This is a genomic window from Pseudomonas sp. MAFF 730105 (assembly GCF_055380705.1).
In genome coordinates this window covers 6,270,932-6,286,610 of sequence record NZ_AP018438.1, presented here as the reverse complement: position 1 = coordinate 6,286,610, position 15,679 = coordinate 6,270,932, and the positions used below count along the sequence as shown (strand labels likewise).

15 protein-coding genes are annotated in these 15,679 nt (G+C 59.7%); 13 read left to right on the top strand and 2 right to left on the bottom strand.

Annotated features, from left to right (window positions below):
- The first annotated feature begins 26 nt into the window (after window positions 1-26).
- The 9 genes from PCOSP_RS27740 to PCOSP_RS27700 all read left to right on the top strand — a co-directional run bounded on the left by PCOSP_RS27740 (window position 27) and on the right by PCOSP_RS27700 (window position 7,445).
- Complete coding sequence (locus PCOSP_RS27740) at window positions 27-665, top strand: peroxiredoxin (RefSeq protein WP_024780487.1); 639 nt, start codon at window positions 27-29, stop codon at window positions 663-665.
- A gap of 300 nt (window positions 666-965) precedes the next feature.
- Window positions 966-1,559: an NADPH-dependent FMN reductase gene (gene ssuE / locus PCOSP_RS27735; protein ID WP_464709917.1), complete on the top strand. Its 594-nt coding sequence runs from the start codon at window positions 966-968 to the stop codon at window positions 1,557-1,559.
- An 89-nt stretch (window positions 1,560-1,648) separates the two neighbouring features.
- Entirely contained in the window at window positions 1,649-2,614 is a 966-nt protein-coding gene (locus PCOSP_RS27730; RefSeq protein WP_464709915.1) for a sulfonate ABC transporter substrate-binding protein, read from the top strand.
- Window positions 2,615-2,638: 24 nt separating this feature from the next.
- Entirely contained in the window at window positions 2,639-3,787 is a 1,149-nt protein-coding gene (gene ssuD, locus PCOSP_RS27725; RefSeq protein ID WP_139640974.1) for an FMNH2-dependent alkanesulfonate monooxygenase, read from the top strand.
- 7 nt (window positions 3,788-3,794) lie between these two features.
- Window positions 3,795-4,577 carry an aliphatic sulfonate ABC transporter permease SsuC gene (gene ssuC / locus PCOSP_RS27720; RefSeq protein ID WP_139640972.1) on the top strand — a complete coding sequence of 261 codons (783 nt, stop codon included), beginning with the start codon at window positions 3,795-3,797 and terminating at the stop codon, window positions 4,575-4,577.
- Complete coding sequence (gene ssuB, locus PCOSP_RS27715; RefSeq protein ID WP_175362765.1) at window positions 4,574-5,380, top strand: aliphatic sulfonates ABC transporter ATP-binding protein; 807 nt, start codon at window positions 4,574-4,576, stop codon at window positions 5,378-5,380. The genes ssuC and ssuB overlap by 4 nt, the downstream gene beginning before the upstream one ends.
- A gap of 25 nt (window positions 5,381-5,405) precedes the next feature.
- The gene (locus PCOSP_RS27710) at window positions 5,406-5,621 is read left to right on the top strand and encodes a TOBE domain-containing protein (RefSeq protein WP_024780485.1); all 216 of its coding nucleotides are present in this window, start codon (window positions 5,406-5,408) and stop codon (window positions 5,619-5,621) included.
- A 292-nt stretch (window positions 5,622-5,913) separates the two neighbouring features.
- Entirely contained in the window at window positions 5,914-6,231 is a 318-nt protein-coding gene (locus PCOSP_RS27705; RefSeq protein WP_053190584.1) for a helix-turn-helix domain-containing protein, read from the top strand.
- Window positions 6,231-7,445 carry a type II toxin-antitoxin system HipA family toxin gene (locus tag PCOSP_RS27700; RefSeq protein ID WP_464709914.1) on the top strand — a complete coding sequence of 405 codons (1,215 nt, stop codon included), beginning with the start codon at window positions 6,231-6,233 and terminating at the stop codon, window positions 7,443-7,445. Before PCOSP_RS27705 ends, PCOSP_RS27700 begins: the two co-directional genes overlap by 1 nt.
- A 2-nt stretch (window positions 7,446-7,447) precedes the next feature.
- Here the strand turns inward: PCOSP_RS27700 and PCOSP_RS27695 are convergent, their stop codons facing one another.
- Together PCOSP_RS27695 and PCOSP_RS27690 are read right to left on the bottom strand one after the other, a co-directional pair.
- Window positions 7,448-8,083 (bottom strand): TetR/AcrR family transcriptional regulator, encoded by a 636-nt coding sequence (locus PCOSP_RS27695; RefSeq protein WP_139640968.1) that lies wholly within the window; start codon window positions 8,081-8,083, stop codon window positions 7,448-7,450.
- Between the two features lie 211 nt (window positions 8,084-8,294).
- Entirely contained in the window at window positions 8,295-9,671 is a 1,377-nt protein-coding gene (locus tag PCOSP_RS27690) for a glutamine synthetase family protein (RefSeq protein WP_024780479.1), read from the bottom strand.
- Window positions 9,672-10,287: 616 nt separating this feature from the next.
- Between PCOSP_RS27690 and PCOSP_RS27685 the strand changes: the two genes are divergently transcribed.
- The 4 genes from PCOSP_RS27685 (at window position 10,288) to PCOSP_RS27670 (ending at window position 15,630) form a co-directional block, all read left to right on the top strand.
- Window positions 10,288-11,646 (top strand): glutamine synthetase family protein, encoded by a 1,359-nt coding sequence (locus tag PCOSP_RS27685; protein ID WP_024780478.1) that lies wholly within the window; start codon window positions 10,288-10,290, stop codon window positions 11,644-11,646.
- A 59-nt stretch (window positions 11,647-11,705) separates the two neighbouring features.
- Window positions 11,706-13,070: an aspartate aminotransferase family protein gene (locus tag PCOSP_RS27680; protein ID WP_139640967.1), complete on the top strand. Its 1,365-nt coding sequence runs from the start codon at window positions 11,706-11,708 to the stop codon at window positions 13,068-13,070.
- A gap of 180 nt (window positions 13,071-13,250) precedes the next feature.
- Window positions 13,251-14,348 carry a polyamine ABC transporter substrate-binding protein gene (locus PCOSP_RS27675; RefSeq protein WP_139641643.1) on the top strand — a complete coding sequence of 366 codons (1,098 nt, stop codon included), beginning with the start codon at window positions 13,251-13,253 and terminating at the stop codon, window positions 14,346-14,348.
- Between the two features lie 184 nt (window positions 14,349-14,532).
- Window positions 14,533-15,630 (top strand): polyamine ABC transporter substrate-binding protein, encoded by a 1,098-nt coding sequence (locus PCOSP_RS27670; protein ID WP_175362762.1) that lies wholly within the window; start codon window positions 14,533-14,535, stop codon window positions 15,628-15,630.
- Window positions 15,631-15,679 lie beyond the last annotated feature (49 nt).

Here is a 15,679-nt window from a genome sequence, read left to right as displayed (position 1 = left end):
ACAAGATCTCATCCAGGAGCCACACCATGAGCCTCAGACTGGGCGACATCGCCCCCGACTTCGAACAGGAATCCAGCGCCGGCAAAATCCGCTTCCACGAATGGCTTGGCAACAGCTGGGGCGTGCTGTTTTCTCACCCGGCGGACTTTACGCCGGTCTGCACCACTGAGCTGGGCCTCACCGCCAAGCTCAAGGATGAATTCGCCAAGCGCGGCGTCAAGGCTATTGCCCTCTCGGTCGACCCGGTGGATTCGCATCACAAATGGATCGACGACATCAACGAAACCCAGAATACCGTCGTCAACTTCCCGATCCTGGCTGACGCCGATCGCAAGGTGTCCGACCTGTACGACCTGATCCACCCCAATGCCAGCGATACCTTGACCGTGCGTTCACTGTTCGTGATCGACCCGAACAAAAAGATTCGCCTGACTATCACCTATCCGGCCAGCACCGGGCGCAACTTCAATGAAATCCTGCGGGTGATCGATTCCTTGCAACTGACCGACAACTACAAGGTTGCCACGCCGGCCAACTGGCAGGACGGTGATGAGGTGGTGATCGTGCCGTCGCTCAAGGATGAGGAAGAACTCAAGCAGCGCTTCCCCAAAGGTTATCGCGCCGTGAAGCCGTATTTGCGCCTTACTCCGCAGCCCAATCGCTGACGCAAAACCTTTGTGGGAGCGAGCCTGCTCGCGATAGCCATAGATCAGCCATATTCATGCTGACTGACACGCCGCTATCGCGAGCAGGCTCGCTCCCACAGGTTCTCCATGCACCAAGGGTTTTGGCCGTTTCGACGGCCTTTTTTTATGCTTTGAAAAATAGATGTCTGCATATTTCCATATTGAATAACCAAATGAATAAATATGATTTATGGATATATGAAAGCCCCTGCTATGGTTTGACCCATCCAGCGAGATCGCCTACTGCGAATCGCACAGAACGTTAAAGGAATGGCAGGCATGTTGGTCGTCTCACTCGGTGGCAGTCCCAGCCAGCGCTCCCGCTCCGAGGTACTGCTGGAACGCTCGCAACGCTGGTTGCAGCAACACGGTGTGGAAGTGGTGAGCTATCAGGTGCGCGATTTTCCGGCCGAAGATCTGCTCCATGCCCGCTTCGACAGCCCAAAGGTTATCGACCTGCTCCAGCAGATCGAGAATGCCGATGGCCTGCTGATCGCCACACCTGTCTACAAGGCGTCTTTTTCCGGTGCGTTGAAGACTGTGTTGGACCTGCTGCCCGAGCGTGCACTGAGCCATAAGGTCGTATTGCCCATGGCGACTGGCGGCAGTATCGCCCACATGCTGGCGGTGGATTACGCCCTCAAACCGGTGCTGTCGGCGCTCAAGGCCCAGGAAATGCTCCAGGGGATTTTTGCCGAAGACAGCCAGATCGCCTATGGCGAAGGTGGCGCCCAGGCGCAGTTGGTGCCGGCCCTGCAGCAGCGGCTGAATGAGGCGCTGGAGCAGTTTTTCAGCGCCATGGCCCGTCGACCCAAGCCGTTGGAGCCCAGCGTGTTGAACGAACGTCTATTGAGTGCTCGCTGGAGTATCTGAACCCCAATACCTCTGATTCAACTCACCTTACTCAGCCGCCAACGGCCCAGCAGGTGCAGCCAAACCCCACAGCAAAAAGGAGAAGCGCCATGCGCTCTGTCATTTTGCGTCGCGGGCTGGTCGCTCTGTTTGCTGCGGCTGTGTCCTTCGGCGTCATTACCCAGGTTCAAGCCGAGACCTTGCGGATCGGTTATCAGAAATACGGCACCTTGGTGTTGCTCAAAGCCAAAGGCACGCTGGAAAAGCGCCTCGCTGCCCAAAGCGTGGACGTGCAATGGACCGAGTTCCCCGGCGGCCCGCAATTGCTTGAGGGCCTGAACGTTGGCTCCATCGATTTTGGCGTGACGGGTGAAACCCCTCCGGTGTTCGCCCAGGCTGCAGGTGCCGATCTGCTCTATGTCGCCTACGAACCGCCGGCCCCCAACAGTGAGGCCATCCTGGTACCCAAGGACTCGCCGATCCACTCGGTGCAGGACCTCAAGGGCAAGAAAGTCGTTCTGAACAAAGGCTCCAATGTCCATTACCTGCTGGTGCGGGCGCTGGAGGATGCCGGCCTCGCATATACCGATATCCACACCGTGTTCCTGCCGCCGGCCGATGCCCGTGCCGCGTTCGAGCGGGGCAGCGTCGATGCCTGGGTCATCTGGGATCCGTACCAGGCTGCCGCCGAACAACAATTGCAGGCGCGCACCCTGCGCGATGGCAAAGGCATCGTCGACAACCATCAGTTCTACCTCTCTACCCGACCCTATGCGCAAAAAAATCCGCAGGTCATCGCCGCCCTGGTGGAGGAAGTGCGTGCAGTGGGGGAGTGGTCCAAGGCCAACCCCGAAGACGTGACCCGTCAGGTGTCGCCGCTGCTCGGTCTACCTGAGCCGGTCACCCTGACGTCAATGAAGCGCCAGGGTTTCGGAGCCTCGTTCCTCACGCCTGAGGTGGTCGCGGCGCAGCAGAAAATTGCCGACACCTTCTATCAACTCAAGCTGATCCCCAAGCCCTTGAGCATCCGGGACGTGATCTGGACGCCGCCAGCAACCGTTGCGAAAGCGCAGTAATCCGACCCCTTAGGAGACCACTCCATGAGCCTCAATATTTTCTGGTTCCTGCCCACCCATGGCGATGGCCATTATCTGGGCACCGCCGAAGGCGCCCGTGCCGTCGATCACGGATACTTGCAACAGGTCGCCCAGGCGGCGGATCGGCTGGGTTTCGGCGGCGTGCTGATCCCAACCGGCCGTTCCTGCGAAGACTCCTGGCTGGTGGCCGCTTCGTTGATTCCGGTGACCCAACGCTTGAAGTTCCTCGTTGCCTTGCGCCCCGGGATTATTTCTCCAACGGTCGCGGCGCGTCAGGCCGCGACCCTGGATCGGTTGTCCGGCGGACGGGCGCTGTTCAACCTGGTGACCGGCGGTGATCCAGAAGAACTGGCCGGTGATGGCCTGTTCCTGGATCACGAGGCGCGCTACCAGGCGTCGGTTGAATTCACCCGCATCTGGCGTCGTGTGCTGGAAGGCGAGACCGTGGATTACGACGGCGAACACATCAGTGTGAAGGGCGCCAAACTGCTCTATCCGCCCATCCAGCAGCCGCGTCCGCCACTGTATTTCGGCGGCTCATCGGAGGCGGCCCAGGACCTCGCTGCCGAGCAGGTGGAAATGGTGCTGACCTGGGGCGAGCCACCCGCCGCCGTGGCAGAGAAAATCCAACAGGTGCGTGCCAAGGCCGCGAAGCTCGGTCGTACCGTGCGCTTCGGCATTCGCCTGCACGTGATCGTGCGCGAAACCAATGCCGAGGCCTGGCAGGCCGCCAATCGGTTGATCTCCCATCTGGACGACGACACCATCGCCCGCGCTCAGGCTTCCTTGGCGCGCTTCGACTCGGTGGGCCAGCAACGCATGGCCGCGCTGCATGGGGGGCGGCGTGACAAGCTGGAAGTCAGCCCCAACCTCTGGGCCGGCGTCGGGCTGGTGCGTGGCGGTGCCGGTACAGCGCTGGTGGGCGATGGCCCGACGGTGGCGGCGCGGGTCAAGGAATACGCTGAACTAGGGATCGACACCTTTATTTTCTCCGGTTATCCACACCTCGAAGAGTCGTATCGCGTGGCGGAGCTGTTGTTTCCACACCTGGACGTGGAGCGCCCGGAGCAGCCGAAAAGCCAGGGCTATGTGAGCCCGTTCGGGGAAATGGTCGCCAATGACATCCTCCCTAAAGCCGCATCCCAGAGCTGAGGCGGCCATGAAGAAACTTATCCACAACCTGACACCCTGGGCACTGCCGCTGCTATTGCTGGCCGTGTGGCAACTGTCGGTATCGGCGGGATGGTTGTCCACGCGAATCCTGCCTGCCCCGGTGGCCGTGATCGAGGCCGGGGTCAGCCTGGTGCGCAGCGGGGAGATCTGGACCCACCTGGCGATCAGCGGTTGGCGGGCGACGGTTGGTTTCCTGCTCGGCGGGAGTATCGGGCTGGTGCTGGGCTTTATCACCGGTCTGTCGAAATGGGGCGAGCGCCTGCTGGACAGTTCGGTGCAGATGGTGCGAAACGTGCCGCACCTGGCGTTGATTCCATTAGTGATCTTGTGGTTCGGCATCGATGAGTCGGCGAAGATTTTCCTGGTGGCGCTTGGCACGCTATTTCCGATCTACCTCAACACCTACCACGGCATCCGCAATGTTGATCCGGCGCTGGTGGAAATGTCCCGCAGCTACGGTTTGTCCGGCTTCAGTCTGTTTCGCCAGGTGATCCTGCCCGGCGCGTTGCCTTCGATCCTGGTGGGGGTACGGTTTGCGTTGGGCTTCATGTGGTTGACGCTCATCGTTGCGGAAACCATCTCCGCCAGCTCCGGCATCGGCTACCTTGCGATGAACGCCCGGGAGTTCCTGCAGACTGACGTGGTGGTGTTGGCGATTCTGTTGTACGCCGTACTCGGCAAGCTGGCCGACCTTGCGGCCCGCGGGCTTGAGCGAGTCTGGCTACGCTGGCATCCGGCGTATCAGGTGAACAAGGGGAATGCCCCATGACCGCCCAACAACCCCCGCGCCTGTTACAAGGCATTCCGCTGGCCGTGCGCAAACTGCAGAGAACCTTCGGCTCGCGCCAGGTGCTGCGGGACATCGACTTGCACATCCCCGCTGGACAATTCGTGGCAGTGGTCGGTCGCAGCGGCTGCGGTAAAAGCACCTTGTTGCGCTTGTTGGCCGGTCTCGATCAGCCCTCGGATGGTCAACTGCTGGCAGGCTCGGCGCCGTTGAGCGCTGCGCAACAGGACACCCGCTTGATGTTCCAGGAAGCGCGCCTGTTGCCTTGGAAAAAGGTCATCGACAACGTCGGCCTGGGGCTCAAAGGCAACTGGCGAGTCCAGGCGTTACAGGCGCTGGACGCCGTCGGTCTGGCCGACCGTGCCGATGAGTGGCCGGCGGCGTTGTCCGGCGGCCAGAAACAGCGGGTGGCCCTGGCCCGCGCGTTGATTCATCGGCCGCGCCTGTTGCTGCTCGACGAACCCCTGGGAGCGCTCGACGCCCTCACCCGCATCGAGATGCAGCAACTGATCGAACGTCTGTGGCAGCAACACGGCTTTACCGTGCTGCTGGTGACCCACGACGTCAGCGAAGCGGTGGCAATCGCCGACCGGGTGATCCTGATCGAAGACGGCCGGATCGGTCTCGACTTGCCCATCGACCTGCCACGCCCGCGGGTTCGCGGCTCCCATCGCCTGGCGACCCTGGAGACCGAAGTCCTCAACCGCGTGCTGTCCCTGCCCGGCCAACCGCCGGAACCCGAACCCGTTTCACCCTTGCCCACGCAACTGCGTTGGGCGCAATAACACCACCCAGATAGGAATCGACACCATGACCATCAAAGCCATCAACGTGCGTAACCAGTTCAAAGGCATCATCAAGGAAATCGTCGAAGGCGACGTACTCTCGGAAATCGACGTCCAGACCGCCTCCGGCATCGTCACCTCGGTCATCACCACCCGTTCGGTCAAGGAGCTGGAACTGGCGATCGGCAGCGAAGTGATCGCCTTCGTCAAATCCACGGAGGTGTCTATCGCCAAATTGTGAACGGTGTGCACCCGATGCCCCGAATGGCATTGGCCTTTTGGGGCTCGTTCCCACGCTCTTTGTTTGGGCGTGCGCTACGGACACTCTGTGTTCGAGTCTTTAGGGCTCGGAGCGTCTCTGGCTCCGTTCCCAGGCAGAGCGTAGAAATGATTATAAAAGGTATTTAAATGCGCTTTATATTGGCTAAAGAGACTTATAAGGATGTTAATCCCTGTGCTTCTTTAACGTCTATTGCATTTAAGCGGTGCTATAGTTCGCTTTAGCATGCCTTAGCAGCCTTTGAGCGCCGTTTATGAATGAGTTTTTCCCTATTGACTGTGCCGACAGCCTCCACGCCATTGGGGTATTGGTAAAAAGCAGGCGCCTGCAAAACCGACAGCGACAAAAAGATCTCGCCGCGTCATTGGCCGTTTCGGAAAGGACGGTACGCAAGATTGAGGCCGGTGACCCGTCCGTGGAATTGCGATCATTCATGCTGGTTCTGTGGCAATTGGGGTTGACCCAGGAAGTGTTTCAGAGCCGCCAGCAAATCGAAGCCTCATCCCTTGCGTCCGTTCAAGCACCACACAAAGCCCGCGTGCGGCTGGCCGGTGGCAAGGGGGACTTTTGATGCCCAGGGCTTACATCTATGTGGAAGATCCCGAGACTGGAGAGGTTCATACACTGGGCCGGTTGAGCATCGAGAATGGTCAAGGGGAGTTTATTTACGACCCCGATTATGTCGCCGGCCATGTCTGGGTACCTGACCCGATCCGTTATCCACTTCGTGTCCAACCCTTTGTTGGCATCACCGCTAACCGTGGCGTACCGGGTTTCATCAACGATGCAATGCCTGATGGTTGGGGGGAACGCGTTTTGCGGGACCTTCATCGAACGGATCTGAGCCCTGTCGGGTATTTACTCAAGTCACCGAACAACGATCGCGCAGGCAATCTGATGGCCGGTGCAACTCGTCATCCGCCCCATGGTGTCGGCCAGGAAGCGCTGCCTTCCTTGAAAGGCCTCGCTGCGTTTATCGAGGCGGCCGACGCCATCTTCGATAACCAGTTGGATGATGAGGCAATCAGGACCCTCCAGTTGCGTAAGCAACGCTCCTCTCTGGGGGGCGCAAGACCGAAGCGAACGTTGCAGGATGAGGGCGTGTTCATTCTGGCCAAACCCCGGGATCGCTATGACACCTGTGATGTTCCGGCCATGGAGCATGCTTGTATGACGTTCGCGGCATCCAAGGGGCTGAATGTCGCGAAAACTGCGCTATATGCTGGCACACCCTCAACACTGCTGGTCAAACGATTCGATCGTTTTCCAATCGCCGAAGCCGGGCGCCGCATACCAATGCTGAGTGGGTTGACATTGCTGGATGCCGATTGGCAATCCAATGATCGCAGCGCCTGGGTTTATGCCGGGCTTGCGAATGAAATGAAGCGGCGGGGAGTCCCTGATGACGACTTGCGTGAGCTATTCAAGCGCATGTGTTTTAACGCGTTGGTTGGCAATGACGACGATCATCCGAAAAACCATGCAATCCTTTGGCTCAAAGGGCGATGGCGGTTGGCGCCGATGTACGACGTGGTGCCAGGACTCGATGGTTCTTCGCCGCCCTATCTTTCGATGGCGGTCGGTCGGAGTGGACGAGCTATCACCCGCGAAAACCTGCTCAGCCACTGTAAGCACTTCGCCTTGACGCCCGAGCAGGCAGCCAATGTCCTGGACGAAGTGATCGACTGGGAAGATGAGCTTGGCGCCCATTACGGTTGCCACCTGAATGGCGCCGAGCTGGATCTCGCTCTAGGCGCAATGGGGGCCATGCGTATGAAAGTCTGAGATCAGACCGCTTCGCGCTTGGGCAGATACGGAGGCAGGTACAACCCCAGGTACGCATCGAACACCCGCATGCCTTCTTCGGCCATGCGCGGGGTGATCTGGCCGTGTTGTTGCACCGAGCGGGCGTAGACCCGGTCGCCCAGCTCCATGGCGAGGGCGAAGACGTCGACGTCATTGGGCAGTGTCGGCAGTTCGAAATGCCGGGAGAAGACTTTGTGCATCAGCTCACTGAGTTCGAGGTCGTGCTGGCGGTCGGCCTGGGTGACTTCGGTCAGCCCATGCTGGGCCAGGATCAACTGGCGGGCGGCGGCGTCCTGGTCGTAGATCGTCAGCATGCGCTGTTCCACCAACCGCGACAGATCGTGCCAATGGTGCAGCGCGTCGTGATCGATCGGTGCCTGGAGGCAGGCGCGGAAGGCGGCGTGGACATCGGCGGTGAGCGCTTCGAGCAGGGCTGGAACGCTGGCGAAAAAGTGATACACGGAGGAGGGCGGGATCTCGGCGCGCTCGGCCACGCTGTAGATCGACAGGCTGGCCACGCCTTCCGTCGCCAGCAGCGTGCGGGCGGCATCGAGGATCGAGTCGATCCGGGCCTGGCTGCGTGCGCGAGGTTTACGAGGGGTGGCGGTGCGTGTCATGGGTGGCTCCTGCGGGACTGCCGGGCATTGTACGAGCAGGGACGTGGGTTGTCTGCCCGGCCGCCATCGCGAGCAGGCTCGCTCCCACAAGGGATCTTTGGCGAAGCACTCAATACCCTGTGGGAGCGAGCCTGCTCGCGATCCGCCGGAGGCGGCCATAAAAAAACGCCGCGGCCCTGAGGGCGGCGGCGTTTCTTTTTACTGCAACCGCTTAAACGGTATGCAGGTACCAGTTGTACTCAAGGTCGGAGATGGAGTGTTCGAACTCTTCCAGCTCGCTTTCCTTGCAGGCCACGAAGATATCGATGTACTTCGGATCGATGTACTTGGCCATGACTTCGCTGTCGTCCAGCTCGCGCAGGGCATCGCGCAGGTTGTTCGGCAGGCTTTGCTCGTTCTGCTCGTAGCTGTTGCCTTCCACCGGTGCGCCCGGCTCGATCTTGTTGACCAGGCCATGATGCACGCCCGCCAGTACGGCGGCCATCAGCAGATATGGGTTGGCATCGGCACCCGCCACGCGGTGTTCCAGGCGTACGGCGTCGGCGGAGCCGGTGGGTACGCGCAGGGCCACGGTGCGGTTGTCCAGGCCCCAGGTCGGCGAGTTCGGCACATAGAACTGTGCGCCGAAGCGACGGTAGGAGTTCACGTTCGGGCAGAGGAACGCCATCTGCGCGGGCAGGGTCTCGAGCACACCGCCGATCGCGTGACGCAGCGCGGCGTTCTGCTCGGGATCCTCGCTGGCAAAGATATTCTTGCCATCCTTGTCCAGAATCGAAATGTGAACGTGCAGACCATTGCCTGCCTGGCCCGGATACGGCTTGGCCATGAAGGTGGTGTCCATTTCATGGTCGTAGGCGATGTTCTTGATCAGGCGCTTGAGCAGTACCGCATAGTCGCAAGCCTTGATCGGGTCGGCGACGTGGTGCAGGTTCACTTCGAACTGCGCCGGGGCACTTTCCTTGACGATGGCGTCGGCGGGAATGCCTTGCTCCTTGGCACCTTCCAGGATGTCCTGGAGGCAGTCGACGTATTCGTCCAGGTCGTCGATCAGGTAGACCTGAGTCGAGTGCGGGCGTTTACCGGAGATCGGCGAGCGAGGCGGTTGTGGACGTCCATTCACGTTCTCCTGGTCGATCAGGTAGAACTCCAGCTCGAATGCCGCGCAGATGGTCAGGCCCAGCTCGTCGAACTTGGTCACGACCTGGCGCAGGACTTCGCGAGGGTCGGCGAAGAAAGGCTCGCCTTCCAGTTCGTGCATGGTCATCAGCAGTTGCGCGGTAGGGCGCTTCTGCCAGGGTTCGTTGGAAAGGGTGCCCGGGATTGGATAGCAGATCCGATCGGCGTCGCCGATGTCCAGGCCCAGGCCGGTGCTTTCCACCGTCGAACCATTGATATCCAGGGCAAACAGGGAGGCCGGCAGGTTGATGCCTTTCTCGTAAACCTTGTGGAGGCTGGTGCGTTCGATGCGCTTGCCGCGCACCACACCATTCATATCCGCAATCAGAAGGTCAACGTACAGAACCTCAGGATGTTCCTTAAGGAACGCGTTCGCTTCGTTAAGCTGAACGGCACGCGGGGGTACCGACATGATGCAACACCTTTGTTGTTAAAAATATCAATCATTGATCTCTTCGAAAGCCAGTCAACCCGAACGGCATGCCGAAGTCAAGCAGGGCCTTTTTTGCCCTAAAAAAGCACCTGGGGGGCTTTTTTGAGGCAGTTTGGGGCGTTTTTTTCCCTTTGAGGGACTTGGCGCCCGCAAGCTTGAGCGGGCCGTGTTGTATTTTTTACGGGGGTGTTGTGTAAAAAAATGAACAAGGCTAAGCTCGATTCAAACCCATAACAGCAATAATACCGGGGTGCTTCATGTCTCGCCTGCCGTACCAACGGCCTCACCAACTGTTCCAGCAGATCGGTTGGCATGCTCGTCGCAATGCTCATCGCATCAGTGGCGACATCTGCTCCCCGGCCATGACGAGGGCCGCCAAGTGCCTGTCCATGCTGATGTCGCTCCCGGCGGATCAGTCGTCATCTTCGTCCAATATTCTGGACGCCCTGGACGAATTTCCCTTTAGCGGCTCTCCTTCAACTTTAGAACCTTTTTCCAGCCGATGGTTGGGCAAGGGCAACACAACGCGACGCCGATGCGTCAAACAACGCCTGGCTACTGAAAGCAGCCAGGAAACTCACGCCTAGAGGCATTTATGAGTAACAACCTCGACCAGCTCACCGATTGGTTGAAAAACCATAAGATCACAGAAGTCGAATGCATGATTGGCGACCTGACCGGCATTACCCGGGGCAAGATCTCGCCGACCAACAAGTTCATTGCCGAAAAAGGCATGCGCCTGCCCGAGAGCGTCCTGCTCCAGACCGTTACGGGCGACTATGTCGAAGACGACATCTATTACGAACTGCTCGACCCTGCCGACATCGACATGATGTGCCGCCCGGACGAAAACGCAGTGTTCCTCGTGCCCTGGGCCATCGAGCCCACCGCCCAGGTGATCCACGACTCCTACGACAAGCAGGGCAACCCCATCGAGCTGTCGCCGCGCAACGTGCTCAAGAAGGTGCTCAAGCTCTATGCCGACAAGGGCTGGCAGCCGATTGTCGCGCCGGAAATGGAGTTCTACCTGACCAAGCGCAGCGACGACCCGGACTTCCCGCTGCAACCGCCCGTAGGCCGTTCCGGCCGTCCGGAAACCGGGCGCCAGTCTTTCTCTATTGAAGCGGCCAACGAATTCGACCCGCTGTTCGAAGACGTCTACGACTGGTGCGAGTTGCAGGAGCTGGACCTCGATACCCTGATCCACGAGGACGGCACGGCGCAGATGGAAATCAATTTCCGTCACGGTGATGCGCTGTCCCTGGCTGACCAGATCCTGGTGTTCAAGCGCACCATGCGCGAGGCGGCGCTCAAGCACAACGTAGCCGCGACCTTCATGGCCAAGCCCATGACCGGCGAGCCCGGCAGTGCGATGCACCTGCACCAGAGCATCATCGACAAGGAGACCGGCAAGAACGTTTTCTCCAATGAAGACGGGACCATGAGCGAGCTGTTCCTGCATCACATCGGTGGCCTGCAGAAATTCATTCCCGAGCTGCTGCCGCTGTTCGCCCCCAACGTCAACTCGTTCCGTCGCTTCCTGCCGGACACGTCGGCGCCGGTGAACGTGGAGTGGGGTGAGGAGAACCGTACCGTGGGCCTGCGGGTGCCGGATGCCGGGCCACAGAACCGCCGGGTGGAAAACCGCTTGCCGGGTGCCGACGCCAACCCATACCTGGCGATTGCCGCCAGCCTGTTGTGCGGCTTCATCGGCATGGTCGAAGGCATCAATCCGAGCGCACCGGTGGTAGGGCGTGGTTACGAGCGTCGCAACCTGCGCTTGCCGCTGACCATCGAAGACGCCCTGGAACGCATGGAAAACAGCAGCACCATCGAGAAGTACCTGGGCAAGAAATTCATCACGGGCTACGTCGCAGTCAAGCGGGCCGAGCATGAAAACTTCAAGCGCGTCATCAGTTCATGGGAGCGGGAATTCCTGCTTTTTGCCGTCTGAGGCGCCGGGCGGGGTTGCCTCCGGCAGCCTCGCCCCCATCGATATAAAGGAGAATTCGCATGACCGGCAACAACCCGCAAACCCGTGAATGGCAGGCCCTGAGCAGCGATCATCACCTGGCCCCGTTCAGCGATTTCAAGCAGCTCAAAGAGAAAGGCCCGCGCATCATCACCCACGCCAAGGGCGTCTATCTCTGGGACAGTGAAGGCAACAAGATTCTCGATGGCATGGCCGGCCTCTGGTGCGTGGCCGTCGGCTACGGCCGCGATGAGCTGGCCGACGCCGCCAGCAAGCAGATGCGTGAGTTGCCGTACTACAACCTGTTCTTCCAGACTGCCCACCCGCCGGCGCTGGAGTTGTCCAAAGCCATCGCCGACATTGCCCCTGAAGGCATGAACCATGTGTTCTTCACCGGTTCCGGCTCTGAAGGCAACGACACCATGCTGCGCATGGTCCGCCACTACTGGGCGATCAAGGGCCAGCCGAACAAGAAGGTCATCATCAGCCGCAAGAACGGTTACCACGGCTCCACCGTGGCCGGCGCGAGCCTGGGTGGCATGACTTATATGCACGAGCAGGGCGACCTGCCGATCCCGGGCATCGTCCACATCGCCCAGCCTTACTGGTACGGCGAAGGCGGCAACATGAGCCCGGAGGAGTTCGGCGTGTGGGCGGCCAATCAACTGGAAGAGAAGATCCTGGAGATCGGCGTGGACAACGTCGGTGCTTTCATCGCCGAACCGATCCAGGGCGCGGGCGGCGTGATCGTGCCACCGGACAGCTACTGGCCCCGCATGAAGGAGATCCTCGCCAAGTACGACATCCTGTTCGTGGCCGACGAGGTGATCTGCGGCTTCGGTCGCACCGGTGAGTGGTTCGGTACCGACTTCTACGGGTTGAAGCCGCACCTGATGACCATCGCCAAGGGCCTGACGTCTGGTTACATCCCCATGGGCGGCCTGATCGTGCGTGATGACGTGGTCGAGGTGCTCAACGAAGGCGGTGATTTCAATCACGGTTTCACCTATTCCGGTCACCCGGTGGCCGCCGCGGTGGCCCTGGAAAACATCCGTATCCTGCGGGAAGAAAAGATTATCGAGCGGGTCCGCAGCGAAACGGCACCCTATTTGCAGAAACGTCTGAGGGAACTGAACGACCACCCGCTGGTGGGTGAGGTGCGCGGTGTCGGTCTGCTGGGGGCAATCGAGCTGGTCCGGGACAAGGCCACGCGCCAGCGCTACGAAGGCAAGGGCGTAGGCATGATCTGCCGGCAGTTCTGCTTCGATAACGGGCTGATCATGCGTGCCGTCGGCGACACCATGATCATTGCGCCGCCGCTGGTGATCAGCAAGGCCGAGGTGGATGAGCTGGTGACCAAGGCACGGCAGTGCCTGGACCTGACCCTCAGTGCGTTGCAAGGCTAAGTGCTAGGCTCTGTGCGAGGCGCTCCCAAGGGCCTCGCCCAGTCTGAACAAAAGGTCGGGCTTGTGTTGAAAGCCAGCCCTGTAACTTGCCAGACTACCGTTGTTCAAGTTGCCCGCGAGCCGGCTGCTGAACTGTGGCTAAAAAGAATAACTGGAGCATCATCCATGAAGGCAATAGGTATGAAGATAGCTGGCAAGACCCTCCTCGCCATGTCCCTGATGGGCGTGATGGCGAGTGCCGTTCAGGCGGACGATAAAGTGCTGCACGTCTATAACTGGTCCGACTACATCGCACCGGACACGGTCGCCAAGTTCGAGAAAGAGTCGGGGATCAAAGTGGTCTACGACGTGTTCGACAGCAACGAGACGCTGGAAGCCAAGTTGCTGGCCGGCAAGTCGGGCTATGACATCGTGGTACCGTCGAACAACTTCCTGGCCAAGCAGATCAAGGCCGGCGTCTACCAGCCACTGGACAAGTCCAAGTTGCCGAACTGGAAAAACCTCGACACCGACCTGCTCAAGGCCGTGGGCGATGCCAGCGACAAGGGTAACCAGCATGCCTTCCCTTATATGTGGGGCACCATCGGCATCGGCTACAACCCCGAGAAGGTCAAGGCGGCATTGGGCGTCGACAAGATCGACTCGTGGGACACCCTGCTCAAGCCGGAAAACATCGCCAAGCTCAAGGGCTGCGGCGTGAGCTTCCTCGATTCGCCGACCGAAATGATCCCGGTGGCGTTGCACTACCTGGGCTACCCGACCGACAGCCAGGACAAGAAACAATTGGCTGACGCCGAGGCGCTGTTCCTCAAGATCCGTCCTTCGATCAGCTATTTCCATTCGTCCAAGTACATCTCCGACCTGGCCAACGGCAACATCTGCGTGGCCGTGGGTTACTCGGGTGATATCGAGCAGTCCAAGTCCCGTGCGGCCGAAGCGGGTGGCAAGGTGAAGGTGGCCTACGCCATTCCAAAAGAAGGCGCCGGTTCGTTCTACGACATGGTCGCTATTCCAAAGGATGCCGAGAACGTCGAGGCTGCCTACAAGTACATGAACTTCCTGATGCAGCCGGAAATCATGGCTGAGATCACTGACAACGTACGCTTCCCGAACGGCAACAAGGCAGCGACGCCATTGGTGGACAAGGAAATCTCCGGTGACCCGAACATCTATCCGTCGGACGCCGTGAAAGCCAAGCTCTACGCGATCAGCGACTTGCCGCCGGCCACGCAGCGGCTCCTGACCCGCAGCTGGACCAAGATCAAATCCGGTAAATAAACCGGCCTGAGGCATTTTCCTGTTGTCGCGGTCATCGCGGCGGCGGCAACAGGAACAATTAAATAACTAAAAGTTTTGCTGGATCGGTTTATCGAGGGTAAGTTGCGCGCCGGTTTTGTTGCAGGGCCCAGCGCGGCCAGGTAACGGGGGCAACTTGGGCCCGACTATTTAAGAGGACCTCCACGTGCCAGTCTTTTCTTTGTTACGCAACGCCTTGCTGGTCGGTGCAGGCCTGACGCTCGCGGTCAGCGTCCAGGCTGCTTCCACCGTGCATATTTATAACTGGTCGGACTATATCGGTGAGACCACCCTGGCGGATTTCGAAAAAGCCACTGGGATCAAGCCGGTCTACGACGTGTTCGATTCCAATGAAACCCTGGAGGGCAAGTTGCTGGCCGGTCGTACCGGCTACGACGTGGTGGTGCCGTCCAACCACTTCCTGGGCAAGCAGATCAAGGCCGGGGCCTTCCAGAAGCTCGACAAGGCGCAGTTGTCCAACTATGCCAATCTCGACCCTGCGCTGCTCAAGCGCCTGGAGCGTAACGATCCAGGCAACCAGTACGCGGTGCCCTACCTGTGGGGCACCAACGGTATCGGCTACAACGTCGAGAAGATCAAGGCGGTCCTGGGTGTCGACAAGATCGATTCGTGGGCCATGCTGTTCGAGCCGGAGAACATCAAGAAACTCTCCAGTTGCGGCGTCTCGTTCCTCGACTCGGGAGACGAGATGATCCCGGCGATGCTCAATTACCTGGGCCTGAATCCCAACAGCGAAGACCCTGAAGATTACAAGAAGGCCGAGGCCCAGCTCCTCAAGATCCGGCCTTACGTGACCTACTTCAACTCCTCCAAGTACATCTCCGATCTGGCCAACGGCGAGATCTGCGTGGCGGCCGGTTTCTCCGGCGATATCTTCCAGGCCCGCTCACGTGCCAGCGAGGCCGGCAAGGGTGTCGAGATTGCCTACGTGATTCCCAAGGAGGGCGGCAACCTCTGGTTCGACATGCTGGCGATCCCGCGCGACGCCACCAACGTCAAGCAAGCCCATGCATTCATCAACTATCTGCTCAAGCCTGAGGTGATCGCCCAGGTCAGCGACACCGTCGGTTATGCCAACCCGAACCCAAAGGCTGGCGAGCTGATGGATCAGAAAGTCCGTACCGACGAGGCGGTTTACCCACCGCAAGCGGTCGTCGACAAGCTCTACGTCAACTCCGAGTTGCCGCCCAAGATTCAACGACTGATGACCCGCAGCTGGACCAAGGTCAAGTCGGGTAAATAACCGCTCTAACCAAGGTTCGCCCGCATGGGGCGAACTGTAAATTCTGTGG